This is a genomic window from Streptomyces sp. 142MFCol3.1 (assembly GCF_000424945.1).
GTDB classification, from domain to species: domain Bacteria; phylum Actinomycetota; class Actinomycetes; order Streptomycetales; family Streptomycetaceae; genus Streptomyces; species Streptomyces siamensis.
Genome location: NZ_AUKV01000057.1, coordinates 1 through 16,580, shown reverse-complemented (window position 1 = coordinate 16,580; position 16,580 = coordinate 1). Strand labels below are relative to the sequence as shown.

At 69.4% G+C, this 16,580-nt stretch carries 16 protein-coding genes and 1 pseudogene; 6 read left to right on the top strand and 11 right to left on the bottom strand.

The window, feature by feature from the left end; all coding sequences use genetic code 11:
• Positions 1-20 precede the first annotated feature (20 nt).
• The 3 genes from H305_RS0141635 to H305_RS0141625 form a co-directional block, all read right to left on the bottom strand.
• A complete protein-coding gene (locus tag H305_RS0141635; protein WP_028805667.1) occupies positions 21-470 on the bottom strand; it encodes a DUF3618 domain-containing protein in 450 nt (149 codons plus the stop codon).
• A complete protein-coding gene (locus tag H305_RS0141630) occupies positions 467-895 on the bottom strand; it encodes a phage holin family protein (RefSeq protein WP_420708213.1) in 429 nt (142 codons plus the stop codon). The genes H305_RS0141635 and H305_RS0141630 overlap by 4 nt, the downstream gene beginning before the upstream one ends.
• A 258-nt stretch (positions 896-1,153) precedes the next feature.
• Entirely contained in the window at positions 1,154-1,678 is a 525-nt protein-coding gene (locus H305_RS0141625; RefSeq protein ID WP_028805665.1) for a MarR family winged helix-turn-helix transcriptional regulator, read from the bottom strand.
• 39 nt (positions 1,679-1,717) lie between these two features.
• Between H305_RS0141625 and H305_RS0141620 the strand changes: the two genes are divergently transcribed.
• Positions 1,718-2,686 (top strand): DMT family transporter, encoded by a 969-nt coding sequence (locus H305_RS0141620; RefSeq protein WP_028805664.1) that lies wholly within the window; start codon positions 1,718-1,720, stop codon positions 2,684-2,686.
• A gap of 36 nt (positions 2,687-2,722) precedes the next feature.
• Here H305_RS0141620 and H305_RS0141615 read toward each other — a convergent pair whose 3' ends face one another.
• Positions 2,723-3,181, bottom strand: coding sequence for a VOC family protein (locus H305_RS0141615; RefSeq protein WP_028805663.1), 459 nt, complete (start codon positions 3,179-3,181; stop codon positions 2,723-2,725).
• 278 nt (positions 3,182-3,459) lie between these two features.
• The gene (locus H305_RS0141610) at positions 3,460-4,056 is read right to left on the bottom strand and encodes a TetR/AcrR family transcriptional regulator (protein WP_028805662.1); all 597 of its coding nucleotides are present in this window, start codon (positions 4,054-4,056) and stop codon (positions 3,460-3,462) included.
• A gap of 86 nt (positions 4,057-4,142) precedes the next feature.
• Here H305_RS0141610 and H305_RS0141605 point away from each other — a divergent pair, with 86 nt between their 5' ends.
• Positions 4,143-5,066 (top strand): SDR family oxidoreductase, encoded by a 924-nt coding sequence (locus tag H305_RS0141605; protein WP_028805661.1) that lies wholly within the window; start codon positions 4,143-4,145, stop codon positions 5,064-5,066.
• A gap of 46 nt (positions 5,067-5,112) precedes the next feature.
• On the opposite strand, the gene H305_RS48725 is transcribed toward H305_RS0141605, so the two are convergent.
• Positions 5,113-5,754 carry a TetR/AcrR family transcriptional regulator gene (locus tag H305_RS48725; protein ID WP_051371575.1) on the bottom strand — a complete coding sequence of 214 codons (642 nt, stop codon included), beginning with the start codon at positions 5,752-5,754 and terminating at the stop codon, positions 5,113-5,115.
• A gap of 191 nt (positions 5,755-5,945) precedes the next feature.
• On the opposite strand from H305_RS48725, the gene H305_RS51785 reads away from it, so the two are divergent.
• Both H305_RS51785 and H305_RS0141590 read left to right on the top strand, forming a co-directional pair.
• Positions 5,946-6,599, top strand: coding sequence for an ATP-binding protein (locus H305_RS51785; RefSeq protein ID WP_078629517.1), 654 nt, complete (start codon positions 5,946-5,948; stop codon positions 6,597-6,599).
• A 196-nt stretch (positions 6,600-6,795) separates the two neighbouring features.
• A complete protein-coding gene (locus H305_RS0141590) occupies positions 6,796-7,560 on the top strand; it encodes a hypothetical protein (RefSeq protein WP_158690676.1) in 765 nt (254 codons plus the stop codon).
• Between the two features lie 127 nt (positions 7,561-7,687).
• Here H305_RS0141590 and H305_RS0141585 read toward each other — a convergent pair whose 3' ends face one another.
• Positions 7,688-7,903 carry a hypothetical protein gene (locus H305_RS0141585; RefSeq protein WP_028805659.1) on the bottom strand — a complete coding sequence of 72 codons (216 nt, stop codon included), beginning with the start codon at positions 7,901-7,903 and terminating at the stop codon, positions 7,688-7,690.
• A 180-nt stretch (positions 7,904-8,083) separates the two neighbouring features.
• Positions 8,084-8,842 carry an SDR family NAD(P)-dependent oxidoreductase gene (locus tag H305_RS0141580; RefSeq protein WP_028805658.1) on the bottom strand — a complete coding sequence of 253 codons (759 nt, stop codon included), beginning with the start codon at positions 8,840-8,842 and terminating at the stop codon, positions 8,084-8,086.
• A 174-nt stretch (positions 8,843-9,016) separates the two neighbouring features.
• On the opposite strand from H305_RS0141580, the gene H305_RS0141575 reads away from it, so the two are divergent.
• Both H305_RS0141575 and helR read left to right on the top strand, forming a co-directional pair.
• A complete protein-coding gene (locus H305_RS0141575; protein ID WP_028805657.1) occupies positions 9,017-9,922 on the top strand; it encodes an AraC family transcriptional regulator in 906 nt (301 codons plus the stop codon).
• Positions 9,923-10,243: 321 nt separating this feature from the next.
• Entirely contained in the window at positions 10,244-12,415 is a 2,172-nt protein-coding gene (gene helR / locus H305_RS0141570; protein ID WP_028805656.1) for an RNA polymerase recycling motor ATPase HelR, read from the top strand.
• A 117-nt stretch (positions 12,416-12,532) separates the two neighbouring features.
• Here the strand turns inward: helR and H305_RS0141565 are convergent, their stop codons facing one another.
• From H305_RS0141565 to rpsA, 3 genes and pseudogenes are all read right to left on the bottom strand, one after another.
• Complete coding sequence (locus H305_RS0141565; RefSeq protein ID WP_028805655.1) at positions 12,533-13,399, bottom strand: RNA polymerase sigma-70 factor; 867 nt, start codon at positions 13,397-13,399, stop codon at positions 12,533-12,535.
• The gene (locus H305_RS0141560; RefSeq protein ID WP_028805654.1) at positions 13,396-13,974 is read right to left on the bottom strand and encodes a carboxymuconolactone decarboxylase family protein; all 579 of its coding nucleotides are present in this window, start codon (positions 13,972-13,974) and stop codon (positions 13,396-13,398) included. The genes H305_RS0141565 and H305_RS0141560 overlap by 4 nt, the downstream gene beginning before the upstream one ends.
• A gap of 1,287 nt (positions 13,975-15,261) precedes the next feature.
• Positions 15,262-16,580 (bottom strand): annotated as a pseudogene (gene rpsA / locus H305_RS48715) (30S ribosomal protein S1); the annotation flags it as partial.

The window sequence follows — 16,580 nt, the reverse complement described above, 5'->3', positions numbered from 1 at the left end:
CTCTGCGCCGCCTCGTACGCTCACCCCTGACGGTGGCGGTACAGGAGCCACGCCGCGACTGCGGCACCGACGCCGGCGAACAACAGACCGCGGTTGTCCCGGGCGATCTGCGCGCCCTGGGCCGTCCTGGCCTGCAACGGTTCGGGCGCCTTCTCCTCCCACAGCCGACCGGCCTGGACCGCCTTCGTGTGCGCCTGCTCGGTGGCCTGGGCGGCCTTGTCCTTGACGGGGTCGGGCAGCTTGTCCTGGACCCGGGACGCGGCTTCGGTCGCCTTCGCCTTCAGGGCACCCGCCTTGGCGGCGGCCTGGTCCTTGACCTCGGCGACCTTGTCCTGGGTGCGGGCCTTGACGTCCGCCTTCGCCGCGAGTGCCGCTACGGTCTCCCCGAGGTCGTGGCGGGTCTGCTCGACCTGTTCGCGCAGCTCCGCGGGGGTTTCGGCCGTCTTCTTGTCGTGGGGCTGCTCGGTCATCGGTGCGCACTCTCCTTGATCTCGGCGATGTCCGCCTTCACGTTGTCGATGGACTGCGTCGGCGCCGGCGGTGCGGCCGAAGTGACCTGCTTCTTCCCGGACATGACCATGACCGCGGCGATCACGCCGAGCGTGGCGGTCACCGCGAGCGCGGCGGCCCACACCGGCAGTACGAGCGCCAGTGCGGCGATCACGGTGGCCGCGAGCGCCTGAAGCATCAGAATGCCGACGACGCCGGCGCCGCCGAAGAGACCACCCCCTTTGCCGTACCGCTTGCCCTTCTCCTTCATCTCCGCCTGTGTCAGGCGGAGTTCGGTTCGTACGAGTTCTGTCAGCTGCTGTGTGGCGCGCTGGACCAACTCGCCCACCGGCTCCGAACCGGGCGCCTGCTGCCCCGGGCCGTGGCGCGGCTGCGTACTCGACACGACACTCACCTCCCGTCACGTGACTTCCTCCGGACCCGGGGCGCCGGGGCGCACCGGATGTCCGGTGACCTCGCGAGTACCCACAAACACGCCGTCCACCTGTCCCTTCAACTCCGCGACGCCTGCGCGGAGATGGGCACGGTGAGAGCAGAGGCGGGCCGGGCCGGCAGGGTCTGCGAGGCGGAACTCCGTGACCGGGCCGGGCGAGTGTCGTCCGCGAGGTCGGTTCCCCCGGTCATGTCTCCACGGAGTGGTCGGTCATTCCTCGACGCGAGGGTGCGGATGATCCAGGCGGGCGAGCCAGGTCCGCAGCAGCGATTCGAGGGCCTCGGCCTCGTACGCGGTGAGCTGGTCCAGCAGGTGGCGTTCGTTGCGCATGTGGTCGGTGAACGCCTGGTCGATCAGGTGGCGTCCGGGTTCGGTGAGGGCGACGATCCGGCCCCGCTGGTCGTCGTCGGAACGGCGGCGTGTGACGAGTCCGGCCCGCTCCAGGCGGTCGATCCGCTTCGTCATGGCGCCGGTGGTGACCATGGTGTGCGCGGCGAGCTCGCCGGGCGCCCGTTCGTAGGGCTCGCCGGCGCGGCGCAGGGCGCACAGGACGTCGAATTCTCCCTCGGTCAGGCCGTAGCGGCCGTACACGAGGCAGAGCTCTTCCGTGAGGCGGTCGGCGAGGCGGTGCAGGCGGCCGATCACCCCCTGCGGGGAGATGTCGACGTCGGGCCGCTCGCGGCGCCAGTCGGCTTGGATGCGGTCCACGCGGTCCAGGGGTTGCCGGTCTTCCATGCGGACAGAATAGCTTCCCGGGAAGCTATATTATCTTCCATGGAAGCCAATCTGCGCTGGGTGGCCCTGACCGCGGTCGCCCCGGTGGCCTGGGGGACCAACTACTTCGTCACGCACGAGTTCCTCCCCGCGGACCGCCCGTTGTCGGGGGCCGCCCTACGGGCGCTGCCCGCCGGTCTCGTCCTGCTGGCAGTGCGCCGGCAACGGCCACGGGGCGCCTGGTGGTGGCGGTCCGCCGTCCTGGGGGTGCTCAACGTGAGCGTCTTCTTCGTCCTCGTCTACGCCGCCTCCCAGTTGCTTCCGGCGAGCGTCGCCTCGACCGTCATGGCGGTGTCCCCGCTCACGATGATGCTCATGGCCTGGCCCCTGGTGGCCGAGCGGCCCCGGCCCTCCCACCTGGCCGGCGCCGCCGTCGGGCTCGCCGGGGTGTGCCTGATGCTGCTCACGGGAGCGGGCGGAGTGGGCGTGGCGGGGGGCCTCGCCTCGGCCGCGGCCGTGCTGGTGTCGTCCTTCGGCCACATCCTGACCAAGCGGTGGACCGCCGATGCCGACGTACTCGCTTCGACCGCGTGGCAGCTCACCGCCGGAGGCCTGTTTTTGATCCCGGTCGCCGCCGCTGTGGAGGGCCCCCCTCGCGAACTGTCCGTGTCGGCGCTCCTCGCGTTCGGCTATGTCGCCCTGGTCGCCACCGCGCTGGCCTTCGTCGCGTGGTTCACCGGGCTGCGGCACCTGCCCTCGGGCACGGTCGGCCTGATCGGGCTGCTCAATCCCGCGACGGGCGTGCTGCTCGGCACGGCGGTCGCGGGGGAGACCCTGGCGTTCCAGCAGGTCTGGGGGCTGGTACTCGTCCTGGCCGGGGTAGTGCTGGGCCGGCCCATGCCTGCGGGGCGGCGTGGCGCCCGACGGGCGGTCCTCCGCCCCGTGGCCGGCGGATCCTCCGTGCGAGAGCACGCCGACTGCTCATCCGGAGGAGGCGGCTCCGCGCGGCGAAGGCACACTTCACCGTGAGCCGGACGGTCCAGGGACCGTCCGGCGGAGCATCGTTCAGCGAAAGAGTTCGCGAGCCCGGCGGGCCACCTCGTCCGGAGTCAGGTCCTCCATGTGTGTGAGGAAGACCCAGACGTGGCCGAAGGGGTCCCTCAGGATCGTCGTGCGATCGCCGTGAAACTGGTCGGTCGGCGGTTGTACCAGTTCCGCACCGGCCGCGGCGGCCCGGTGCGCGAGTGCGTCGACGTCGTCGACGAAGACGTGCAGGCCCACGGTGGTACCGCCGACCGCGGTCGGCGCGCGGAAGAGGGGTCCTTCGGCGTCGCCCAGCATGATCGTGGAACCCTCGATCCTGACCTCGGCATGCACGATGCGCCCGTCCGGGCCGTCGAGGCGGAACAGCTCTTCGGCACCGAACGCCCGGGTGTAGAAGTCGATCGCGGCGGCGGCGCCGTCGATCATGATGTGGGAGATGACGGCGTTGCGGTAGGTCTCGGGAACGGCGCTCACGGACATGGGAACTGCCTCCTCTTGGCCGGCTGTTGCTGATGACGCCGAAGGTAGGAGCTGAACCGAAGTTGAGGTCAAGCGTGAGCCGGCGGGCCGCGACCAAGAGGAGGAGGGGATCCGCCGGACAGACGGAACCCAGGGGGCTTCGTTCGGATCGGCCCCGGCTCCGCGGCGACCGGCACGGCACCTCGCCGCGTCGTCGGACCACCCGAGGGTGATCCTCCGCCTTGCGACGCGCCGCACCGGACGCCGCGGCCTGATCCGACCTGATCCAGACGAAACCCCTAGCCCGCCGTCGGTGAGGCGGACGGATTCCGGCCGGCCGTGGCGACGGCCTTGAGCTCGTCCAGTGATTCCCGCATCAACCGCGCCAGGTCGCCTTCCTCGGCTGCCGCGATCCAGCACTCGAAGGCGACCTTGAAGACGGCCATGCCCGCTTCGGCTGTCAGGCTCGCGGCAGGCTCCGTGACGCCGCGCCCCCGCAGAGTGTCGGCGAGGGCGGCCGACATCGAAGCGAGCTTGATCAGCTCACGCTCCTGGAGTTCCGCGTTCGCCGTGATCACGGCGTGCCGCTTCCTCGACTGCTCATGCCGGTCGACGAACACCCGGGAGATGGCGTCAAGTCCCAGTGCCAGCGCGTCGATCGGTGCCGCGGACTCCGGAGCCTGGGTCACCGCCCGCACGAACAGTTCCTGCAGCTCGCCGGATCCGGCGAAGAGCACCTCGCGCTTGTCGGTGTAGTGGCGGAAGAAGGTCCGCTCCGTGAGGCCGGCCCGTTTGGCGATCTCCGCCACGGTCGTCTGCTCGTATCCGCGCTCGCTGTAGAGCTCCAACGCCGCTTCCGCGAGGCGTCCACGCGCGTTCGGCTCCCATCTACCCATGGGCAGATCCTACGTGATGACAGTCCCTGACATCAGGTGTTAAGGTCGATGACAGTCACTGACATCACTAGTCTGGAGTTCTTCCCATGCGGTTCTTCGTGACCGGCGCGTCCGGCTGGATCGGATCGGCCGTCGTACCCGAACTCATCGACGCGGGACACCAGGTCGTCGGGCTCGCCCGCTCCGACGCCTCCGCCGAGGTGCTCACCGAGTCCGGGGCGGAGGTGGTCCGCGGCACGGTCGACGATCTCGACGTGCTGCGGGACGCCGCCGTCGCGTCGGACGGGGTGATCCATCTCGCCTTCAAGCACGACATCGCGTTCACCGGCGACTTCCAGGGTGCCGCCGAGGCCGATCGCCGCGCCGTCGACACCTTCGGCCAGGCGCTCGCCGGCACCGACCGGCCCTTCGTCCTCGCCTCCGGCGTCGCCGGACTGGCACCCGGACGTGTGGCGACCGAGCGTTCGACGCACGTGACCGACGGGTCGCCGGTGTCGATCCGGCAGGCCACGGCGCAGAAGGTGCTCGAGCTCGCCTCGCACGGCGTGCGCTCGTCCGTGGTGCGGCTGTCGCCCACCTGCCACGGCGAGGGGGACCAGGGCTTCATGGCGACCCTGGTCGCCATCGCCCGGGCCAAGGGTGTGTCCGGCTATGTCGGCGACGGCGCCAACCGCTGGCCCGCCGTCCACCGCCTGGACGCGGCACGTCTGTTCCGGCTGGCGGCCGAGCAGGCCCCCGCGGGAACGGTGCTGCACGGTGTCGCCGAGGAGGGTGTCACGATTCGCGACGTCGCCGAGGTGATCGGCCGTCACCTCGACGTGCCGGTGGTGTCCTTGGCTCCGGATCGGGCGGCCGAGCACTTCACCTGGCTGGCCGGGTTCCTCGGCCTCGACTCTCCGGCGTCGAACACCCTGACCCGTGAGCTGCTCGGCTGGGAGCCGACCCGGCCCGGCCTTCTCGAGGATCTCGACAAGGGGCACTACTTCCACATCGCCGACACCGTCGCCTGACCGGTCGCGCGGCGCGAGGGGACGCCGGTGGAGCCGTCCGCCTTGCCTACGCGTCCCCGGGCGGGTGCGACTCCTCGCTTCGCTCCGTGGAGGCGCTCACCTGCCAGCCGGGTTGCAGGCGGTCCAGGAGTGCGCGGAAGGCCGCGTCGGAGCGGTCCCAGTCGCCGTCCGCCAAGGGAGCCATGAGAAGACCGAGAGTCGCGTCGACCACGAGACCGGCCTCCGTCCTGGCCCGGCTCTCGGTCATGCCCATGTCGCGGAAGACCGAGGCGAGCAGTCCTGTCCACTCGGTGATCAGATCGCGCAGGAAAGGCCCGTACCGCTCGGGGTGGAGCAGGCTGGCGACCATGATCTCCAGGTAGAGGGGGAGCGCGCCGTGCAGGTCGGGGGTGTTGAACTGCCGCCAGAGTTCTTCCAGGAGGCGGCGCAGCGAGGCCGGGTCCTTGGGTGAGGCATCGGTGCCGAACAGGGCCCGGGAGCGCAGGAGCGGACGCTGCTTGTCGAGGGCGATCGCCTCGCTGACCATGCGTTCCTTGCTGCCGAAGTAGTACAGGAGCATGCGGTCGCTGGTCCCCAGGGCCTGGGCCAGCGGGCGCAGGGACAGATCGGCCAGGCCGTTGCGGATCAGATACGCGCGGACCTGGTCCAGCAGGGCGCTTCGTTTGGCAGGGTCAGGCGGGCGCGGCATGAGAGCTCCTGGTGTGGTCGCGCGGCTGCGGGGGCGCGTTCCCGCACGTCAGAGGCGGGTCTAGCATCCTGCCGCGATCTGTCCGCTAAGTCGGTTTTGAGGGGGTATTTACTGTAGCAACCGTTACGTGTATATTGTAGGTGTAGCGACCGCTACGTGTATGCCCCGCTATTGAGAAGGGACTGGTTCCCATGGCCCCCCAGGCCATCACCTTCATCGCGACCGCGCGTTGGGGGCGTTTCGCCCGGTTGCGCCGGCGTGGCCCGGGGGACCCGCTCCGCACGATCGCCCAGGACCGTGGTCAGGGGGAGCTGAGCTCTCCAGGGGACGTCCCCGTGTCGCGGGCCGACAAGCGTCGAGCCCTGTGGTCGCGCACGCTGGAACCCCTGCGCCCTCTCGACGCGCCCCGCGCCCGCCCCAGTGCGTGGGACGCTTCCTGGCCCCTTCAGCGAGATCCGACATCGGTCCGCCGGGCCCGGAAACTGGTGATCGCCCAGCTGGAGACCTGGAACATGACGGAACCGGCCGACACCGCCGAACTCCTGGTGAGCGAAGTGGTCACCAACGCCCTGCGCCACACGCGCGGCCCCCTGCGGCTCAACCTCCAGGTGCGCGGTTCCCGGCTGCGGTGCGAGGTCGAGGACACCGATCCGTCCGGCCCCGTACGCCGTTTCGTCGACGTCGACGCCGAGGGCGGACGCGGGCTCGAGCTGCTGGACCTGCTCACCGACGCCTGGGGGACGAGCGACACGGCCACCGGTAAGACCATGTGGTTCGAGCTGCGGACACACGCCGAAGCCTCGACGCCCATGCCCTCGGGAGAAGGCCCCTCGGCATCCGGTTGAGTTCAGGCCGACGCCGGGGGTTTCGGGCCCGAAGCCGACGGATCTCCGGTCGACGCGGCCCGGGACCGCGCGGCCGGGAGACCGCGCGGTCGGCGGCCCACGTGCTCCGCGCAACCATGGCGGGGCACGTGGCTGCCGGGCACCGGTCATCCCTGCCTGTCAAGTCCCGAACACCCGTGTCACGCACATCAGGGGCATGACGCGATTCTGCCCGGCGGGCCTAATGGATACGTGGTTCACGAACCCCGAAGGTCACGACATGAAGGCCGGCAGGGGTGACGGCAGAATCTCCCCCCTTTCTCCTTTCTCAATGGACGTGGTTTCAGTGACTCACCGTTCCGTCTCACAGCGCCTTCTGATGCTCACCGCCCCGGCCGCCTTGGTGGCCGGCGCGGTACTACTGCCCACCAGCGCTCTCGCGGCCCCGGCGACCCCGCACTCCGTGAGCGTCACCATGAACACGCAGGGAGCCGGTCACGGCGGCCCCGATCCCGGCGCCCACGTTTCCCCCGCGAAATGGAAGGAGGCCACCGACGACCGCAGCGGCATCGCGTTCAAGCTGCCCGGAAAACCCAAGATCCAGAACCTGAAGGAAACCTACGGAATCCAGGCACGTCACTATTCCGTGCGAACACCGGACGGTTTCATGTATTTCATGGTCGTCGACACGAAGGCGACGGGGCCGGGGGACCTCGAGCAACTTGTCGAGGGCACCCGGCAGGGAATGGCCGAGAGGTTCGGCGGTGCCGCCATCACCAGTAAGAAGCACCTCACGATGGACGGTCACACCGCCCTCGACGCGCACTTGAACTCGATGACGGGCACGCGGATGGTCCTCACCACGCGTGTCGTCGCCGTTGACGACCGTGTCGTCCAGGTCGTGACCGTCGGTTCCAAGGCGAACGAGAAGTCGGTGGACAAGGCGCAGGCGCAGGCCGTCGCCAGCCTCCGTTTCCCTTGATCCCACCCCGAACCGTTGACCTGGCTTGCGAGACGCGGCCAGGTCACGGTCGTCGTCACCCCGGCGGCCGGACCGTGCAGGACGGGCCGCCAGGACGTTGAGAGCCGCTGATCGAAAAGCCTCTCGACTAGTCGAAGAGCTTCTTGACGACCCGCGCGGCCGCTTCGCTCTCGGCGGCCGCGGGTGACAACTCGCTCAGCGTGTCGAGGTCGGTGTCGGCCTTCAGTTCCTCTTCCCAGGCAGCGGCGAGCTTCTCCTGCTCCTCGCGCGGCTGCTTCTGGACGTACTCCCGGGCCTGTGGGGTCAAAGCGTCGAGGAATCGCTCGACGGTGTCGATGGCCATGCTGTCCTCCTTGATCACGGGATGTGCCGGTCCTGCTGACACTGTCCAAGAGTGATCGCCACTGATGCCGCGCGGTCGGCGCCCAGGCCCAGTTGGACCCGAACGGACGCAGCCCGGGCGGAGGTCGGCTGCTCGACCGCCCGTCGCCGCCAGGGGATCCGGCGCCTGGTTCGCCTTGGATCACAGGCTGTAGCCGCCCGACACCTCGATGTTCTGGGCGGTCACCCAGTTGCTCTCCTCGGACAGCAGGGTGGCGATCACCTTGCCGATGTCGTCCGGTTCACCGACCCGGCCGAGTGCCGTCTTCGCCGCGAGCGCCGAGGCGACCTCGGGGAAGCGGGCGAAGGCGTCGTCGGCGATCCGGGTGCGGGTCGAGCCCGGAGACACGGCGTTGACGCGGATACCGCGCGTGCTGAACTCCTTGGCCATGTAGCGTGTCAGTACGTTCAGCCCGCCCTTCATCGAGGCATAGGCCGAGTACCCCGGCTCCGGGCCCGACATCGTCGCCGAGTTGCTGCTCGTGTTGACGATCGCTCCACCGTTCTCCATGATCGGCAGCAGCTTCTGGGTGAGGAAATACGGCCCCTTGAACAGAATCCGCATCAGCCGGTCGAACACTTCCTCCGTTGTGTCCTCGAAAAGCGCCGTATGTGCGATGCCGGCGTTGTTGACCAGGTAGTCGAATGTGGTGCGGTGCCAGGTGTCCTGAAGTATTCCGACCACGCGGTCGTGAAAGGCCGGGAAGACGCCGGTGTCGCCGACGTCCAGCGGGAGCGCGACGGCCGTTCCGCCCTCCTTCTCGATCGCGGCCGCCGTCTCCAGCCCTCCTTGCGCGTTGTTTCCGTAGGTCAGAATCACTCCGGTCCCGCGCTTGGCGATCTTCATGGCCGCGCTCTGCCCGATACCCGAGCTGGCGCCGGTGACGATGGCCACCTTCATGATGTTCTCCTTTGCGGCAGGAAGCCATTCGATGCCCGGAACTCCCTGTCGTGGATTCCGGTGATTCCATTCAAGCGGCCTGACCTGCGGAATCGGTAGAACAAAGCTCGCGACCCCTTGCACGATCCTCTCGCGCACAAGAGACCGCGCCGGGGCGTGTGCTGCAATGGGGTCATGCGTCTCGACGAGCTCTGCACCCTGCTGGACCGGCATGCGCGGCCCGACTGGACCACCGCCATCGACGGTGTCCTCATCTCCAAGGTGGAGCGGCCCGATCCACCGTCGCCGTCGATGTCCGGCACGGTGCTGGCGGTCATCGCCCAGGGCGCCAAGCGCCTCGCGCTGGGCGAACGGGTCCATGAGTACGGCGCCGGACAGTATCTCGTCGCCTCCGTCGATCTGCCCGTCACCGGACACTTCACCGAGGCCGGCCCAGGACATCCCGCGCTGGGGTTCGGGCTCACCCTCGACCCCTCCACCATCGCCGAACTGCTGCTCCAGGCCGGGCCGGGCGACGCCCCCCGCGCCGGCCAGGGCGCGCTGCCGGCCATCGCCGTCAGCGACGCCCCGGGAGAACTGCTCGACGCGGTCGTCCGACTGCTGCGCCTGCTCGATCGGCCCCGCGACAGAACGGTGCTCGCCCCACTGATCAAACGCGAGATCGTCTGGCGGCTGATCACCGGCGAACAGGGCGGCATCGTGCGCCAACTCGGCTTGGCCGACAGCAGTCTGAGCCACGTGGCGCGAGCGGTGCGGTGGATCCGCGAGCACTACGCGGAACCGATCCGGGTCGAGGACGTGGCACGCCTGTCCGGCATGAGTGTCTCCGCCTTCCACCGCAACTTCCAGGCGGTGACCGCCATGAGCCCCATCCAGTTCCAGAAACAGATCCGGCTCCAGGAGGCCCGCCTTCTGCTGGCCACACATTCCGACGACATCACGGGGGTCGGGCACCGTGTCGGGTACGACAGTCCCTCACAGTTCAGCCGGGAGTACCGCCGTCAGTTCGGCGCACCCCCCAGTCAGGACGCCGCCAACCTGCGCCGCACCCCGCCGGTCGCCGCGGGCGCCCTTCCCTAGCACATCGGGAACTCCACCCTGTGCGCAGTGATGAGGAAAAAGAAAGGGCAAGGAGAACTCCGCTCCTTGCCACTCTCAACTTATAGCGCACCAGGGGGCTTGCGACAAGGCCCCGGTCGTACTGCAGAATCGCTGATCTCAGCCAGAACCTGCAGAAATTGGAGATTCACGAATTGCGTGGGCTTTTGTCAGCCAGTGAGGCATGCGGCCGCGAAGAGCGGGCGGCGGACTTCACGCCGCGGCCGCGGGCACTCGACACCGTCGTCCCCGGGTGCGCAACGGCGTACGCCGCGGGCGCCACCACGGAACGGGGCTGATGACGTGAACCCTCTGACCACCAGTGCGTTCGACCTCCCCGAACGTCTCTCCCCGAAAAACGACCCGGCGTTGATCGGCGGCGACGAACAGCACTTCGCGGCCATCGCGGAGACCCTCGAGCAGACGATCGCCGAACTGTCCGACCGCCTCGACGCCGAACTCAGGGCACCCGGCGGCATGGGACGGCAGGCGATGGACCGGGACGCGGAGATCCACCGACTGACCGGCCGGCTGCGCACCCTGCGCCGCTTCGGCCTGGACCTCTGCCTCGGACACGTCGTCCGCGCGGACGACCCCGAGCCCGTGTACATCGGACGGCTCGGTCTCACCGACAGCACGGGGCGCCGACTACTGATCGACTGGCGCTCTCCCGCGGCAGCACCCTTCTTCGCGGCCACCCACGCCAACCCGGCCGGGCTGACGAGCCGCCGCAGGTACCGCTGGACCGACGGCCGGATCAGCGACTACTGGGACGAAGTGTTCACCGCCGAAGGGCTCGAAGGGCATGCCGCGCTCGACGACCAGTCCGCCTTCATCGCCGGCCTGGGTGGCAACCGGTCGTCACGGATGCGAGACGTGCTCGCCACCATCCAGGCCGACCAGGACGCCATCATCCGGGCCGGATCCCGCGGCGCGCTCGTCGTCGACGGCGGTCCGGGCACCGGCAAGACCGTCGTCGCCCTGCACCGCACCGCCCACCTTCTCTACTCCGACCGGCGCCTCGGTCACCGTCGGGGCGGCGTGCTGTTCGTCGGCCCGCACCGGCCCTACCTGGCGTACGTCGCCGACGTGCTCCCGAGCCTCGGCGAGGAGGGCGTGCAGACCTGCACCCTGCGCGATCTCGTCGCCGAGGGAGCGACAGCGGCGGTGGAGACCGACCCGGAGGTGGCCCGCCTGAAGTCGTCCGCGGACATGGTGAAGGCGATCGAGGCGGCCGTCAGGTTCTACGAGGAGCCGCCCGCCGAGGGGATGACGGTCACGACCGACTGGGCCGACATCCGGCTCAGCCCCGACGACTGGGCCGAGGCGTTCCGGGCCGCGGGATCGGGCACGCCGCACAACGAGGCGCGCGAGCGGATCTGGGAGGAGCTGGTCACCATCCTGCTGGACAAGTTCGACGGCGACGTCCCGACCGACCGGTTCAGCAGATCGCTGCGGAACGACAAGGACCTGGTCGACACCCTCAACCGCGCCTGGCCGCTGCTCGAAGCGGCCGACCTCGTCGCGGACCTGTGGTCGGTACCCGCCTACCTGCGGATGTGCGCTCCCTGGCTCGGCCCCGAGGACGTACGCACCCTGCGGCGCAAGGAAGCTCCCCAGGCCTGGACCGTGTCCGACCTGCCGCTCCTTGACGCGGCGCGCCAGCGGCTCGGCGACCCGGAGGCGGCACTGCGCAAGCGCCGGCACGACGCCGTCATGGCCGCCCAGCGCGAGCGCATGACGCAAGTCGTGGACAACCTGATCGAGGCCGCGGCCTCCTCCGGTGCCGACGGCGACGACGGCGAAGGCCTGGTGAGGATGCTGCGCGGCCGGGACGCCGAGGTCAGTCTCGTCGACGAGTCCGAACTGCCCACCGCCGACCGGGATCTGCTCGCCGGCCCCTTCGCGCACATCGTCGTGGACGAGGCTCAGGAACTGACTGACGCGGAGTGGCAGATGCTGTTGCTGCGCTGCCCGTCCCGGAGCTTCACCATCGTCGGGGACCGCGCCCAGGCGAGGCACGGATTCACGGAGTCGTGGCGGGCCCGGCTGGAGCGGGCCGGGCTCGAACGGATCACCATGGCCTCCCTCAGCATCAACTACCGCACGCCGGAAGAGATCATGGCGGAAGCCGAACCGGTCATCCGTGCCGTGCTCCCGGACGCCAATGTGCCGACGTCCATCCGCAGCGGTGGCGTCCCCGTCGTCCACGGATCCGTTTCGGAGCTGGACGCGGTTCTCGGCACCTGGCTCTCCGGGCACGCCGACGGGATCGCCTGCGTCATCGGCGATCCCTCGTTCCGTGCGACGCCCCGCATCCAGTCGCTGACCCCCGAGCTGTCGAAGGGGCTCGAGTTCGACCTGGTCGTCGTCATCGATCCGGAGCACTTCGCAGAGGGCATCGAAGGAGCGGTCGACCACTATGTCGCGATGACCCGAGCGACCCAGCAGCTCGTGATACTCACGAGTTCCTGACGCCGGCCGGGTCCCCATGATCGCGCCCCGGCGCTCATGACGAAGGGGGGCCGCCTACGAGGAAGGCAGCGGTCCCCCTCCCTCGGCCAGGCGTCCACGATGCCGCAGTGCCGAGGACTACCTGGCGAGTTCGGCCGGCTCGTCCAGGCGCGTCAGCTTCCGCGGGTTTCGCACCACGTAGATCCGGCTGATGCGCCCGTCCTCCACCGCGAGGCTCACCGCGGACGGCTCGCCGTCGAACTCGATACGCCCCGCCGGCGCGCCGTTGAGCCACACGGCCGTCGTCGTGAGCGCGTCGACCACCTGGTTGGCGCGTGCCAGCAACTCGGCGACCGCCGCGACCCCGTGGATCGGATCGAGGGCGGCGGCCACGACCCCGCCTCCGTCGGCGATCATGACCACGTCCGGCGCCAAGACCTCCATCAACTCCTGCAACTGCCCGGTACGCAAGGCCGCCAGGAACCGGTCCACGACGGCCCGCTGCTCCGACCGGTCCACCTGGACCCGGGGCCGCCGGGCCGCCACGTGTTCGCGGGCCCGCCGGGCTATCTGCCGTACGGTGGCGGCGGACTTGCCGACGGCCTCCGCGATCTCGCCGTACGGCATGTCGAAGACCTCGCGGAGCACGAACACCGCGCGCTCAGCCGGACCGAGCGTTTCGAGGACGGTCAGCATCGCGATCGAGACGCTCTCCGCGAGTTCGACGTCCTCGGCGACATCAGGGCTGGTCAGCAGCGGTTCCGGCAGCCACTCGCCCACGTAGTCCTCACGGCTGCGTGACAGTGCCCGCAACCGGTTGAGCGCCTGCCGTGTGACGATCCGGACCAGGTAGGCCCGTGGCTCACGCACCTGCGCGTGGTCGATGTCGGCCCACCGCAGCCAGGACTCCTGCAGCACGTCCTCCGCGTCGGCCGCGGAGCCGAGCATCTCGTAGGCGATCGTGAACAGCAGGCTGCGATGGGTGACGTACGGGTCCTCGGTCATGCGGGCGACGCCGCGCCGGACCTCGCCGGGCGTGCGGCCAGCGGGATCTCGCAGGCGGCGGAGAAGCCCTGCGACTGGACGCCGTTCGCCACATTGGCCCTCGTCGCCAGGTTGACGAAGGCGATGTGCGCGGTCAGTTCGACCATCGCTGCCGGGCCGAGCCGGCCGAGCAGGCTCGCGTACATCTCGTCGGTGACGGTCGGCGGCGTGTTCGTCATGGCCTCGGCGTACTCCATCACGTCCCGCTCCAGCGGGGCGAACACGTCCGACTCACGCCAGCGAGGCACCTGGCTCGCCTTGGTGAGGTCCAGGTTCTCGTTCTGTGCCTGGAAGTAGCCGACGTCGAGGCACCAACTGCAGCCGACCTGCGCCGCGACGGCCATGTGCGCGAGCGACTTGAGGCTCGCGTCGGCCGAGTCCCAGGCGCCCACCTTGCCGCCGAACTCCAAGTTGGCCTGCGCGACTTCAGGGGTGTGCCACAGCACCTCGACGTTCTCGGGCACGGCACCGAACTGCTTGATCATGTTCTCCTTGAGTTCGGCGGGGAGCTCGGCCTTCGGGACGCGTAGCGTCATGGTGTTCTCCTTGTCCGTGTGCCTGTACGCCTGTGCGGCTGTACGCCTGTGTGGCTGTGTGGCTGTTCGGCATGGAGACACCGCCGGGCTCACAAATGTGACATCGACCAGTCGCGCACGACCGCGCCCTGCGGAAGGTGTCCGCCCCGCGGCCGACCGGACGCGCGCTCGCGCGGCGCGTGCCCGGTGCGGCGTGAGCGGGGGCGGACCTGGCGCGCGCCCGTACGCGGAACCTTCCTATTCGTACGGGAGCTGCAACTCGACGTCCGCCTCAGCAGCACGGCGTCGGGTTCCTCGGAACGCTCCCACGCCACCGCACCGGCCGACAGCTTCTCCCTCCGTTAACGCGAGCGCGCCAGAAGAGCTTTGGAAGCAAGCGGCGTTGTCGAGGACCGCCCGCTCCCACGCTGCCGGTCGGTCGTGACGTGCGCGAGGGAGCTATCCCCGTCGGCCCGACGGGGGAGGCTGCGACTCGTGATGTGCGGTCAACTCGTAGTCCTCGTCCCGGACGGTCGGCCGCTGACGGTCTCGCGGGCCTGGTTCCCTGCGGCCTCTCCGGCCGGTTGCCTGGACCTCCCGCTGTCCTGCGGCCGTGGTGAGAAGCCGATCGGGATCGGGTACCCCCGGCACCGACACCCAGGCACGTATCCCTTCGTCCGGCGGGCCGTCGACGGTGACTTGGGCGTAGTCGACGGCGGTGGCCGGCTGGAGAACGGATCGGAAGGTGGCGTCCGAGACCAGGACGGCCAACGGGAACCGGGGCTCGGCACCGAGCACGTCCCTGAGCACCGGAGCGTCGATCATTCTGGCGACCTGGTTCAGCGCGGCCCCGGTCCACCCCCGGTCGTCCCGCGCCACCGGACCCGTGTGCACCGCCGCGCGTAGCCGCAACTGACCCTGGGGCGAGGCCATTTGATTGTGGTGGCGCAGCTCTTCCCGCAAGGCGCGAGGCAGGGTGTCCAGCACTTCTGCCAGGGCGACGGCCGGCGGGAAGAGCGCGATCAGGCCGTCGCCACGGTCCTCGATACCGACGCCGTCGGACTGAATGCCGTACGAACGGACGGCGTTGCCGAAGATCTCGTGCAGCCTTCTCCGCAGGTAGTCCTGGACAGGTGTGCTGGAGCGGGCGAACTGCTCGATGTCCAGCGCCAGGAGCGTGCGCCACGTCGGGGGTTCGAGGCCTGGCGCGAGGAGCAGCCCGGCGCGCGCCTGACCGCGCGACCGCGGGCGGAATTCGCCTATGGTCCAGGAGCGTCGGCCTGGTGGGGCGGCGCTCTCGAACGCGAGGGCCGGTGTCGCGTCGCCGCCCTCGGCCGCCGCCTGGGCGTCGGCCTCGCGGGACTTGATGACCTGCGCCTGGTGCTGCTCGAAGCGCTGCTGCGCCTCGGCGTACTGGCGCTCCCACTCCTCGCGCTGCTTCTCGTAGCCCTCGAGCCAGTCGTTGGTCTCGGGGTCGAAGCCCTCGGGGTAGATGTAGTTGCCCTGGTCGTCGTAGGACGCGGCCATGCCGTACAGGGTCGGGTCGAACTCGACCGAGGCCGGGTCGGCACCGAAGGACTCGTTGGCCTGCTTCAGCGAGAGGCTGATGCGACGACGCTCGAGGTCGATGTCGATGACCTTGACGAAGATCTCGTCGTTGACCTGGACGACCTGCTCCGGGATCTCCACGTGGCGCTCGGCCAGCTCGGAGATGTGCACCAGACCCTCGATGCCCTCGTCCACACGGACGAACGCACCGAACGGAACCAGCTTCGTGACCTTGCCGGGCACGACCTGGCCGATCTGGTGGGTGCGGGCGAACTGCTGCCACGGGTCTTCCTGCGTCGCCTTCAGCGACAGGGAGACACGCTCGCGGTCCATGTCGACGTCGAGGACCTCGACGGTGACCTCCTGGCCGACCTCGACCACCTCGGACGGGTGGTCGATGTGCTTCCAGGACAGCTCGGAGACGTGGACCAGACCGTCGACGCCACCCAGGTCCACGAAGGCACCGAAGTTGACGATCGAGGAGACGACGCCGGAACGGACCTGACCCTTCTGCAGGGTCGTGAGGAACGTCTGGCGGACCTCGGACTGGGTCTGCTCCAGCCAGGCACGGCGGGACAGGACCACGTTGTTGCGGTTCTTGTCCAGCTCGATGATCTTCGCCTCGAGCTCCTTGCCCACGTAGGGCTGGAGGTCGCGGACACGGCGCATCTCGACGAGGGAAGCCGGCAGGAAGCCACGGAGGCCGATGTCGAGGATGAGACCACCCTTGACGACCTCGATGACGGTACCGGTGACGATGCCGTCCTCTTCCTTGATCTTCTCGATGGTGCCCCAGGCACGCTCGTACTGAGCGCGCTTCTTCGAGAGGATCAGGCGGCCTTCCTTGTCCTCCTTCTGGAGGACCAGGGCCTCGATCTCGTCGCCGACGGCCACGACCTCGTTCGGGTCGACGTCGTGCTTGATCGAGAGCTCACGGCTCGGGATGACACCTTCGGTCTTGTAACCGATGTCGAGCAGGACCTCGTCCCGGTCGACCTTCACGATGACGCCGTCGACGATGTCGCCGTCGTTGAAGTACTTGATCGTCTCGTCGATCGCGGCGAGGAAGGCTTCCTCGT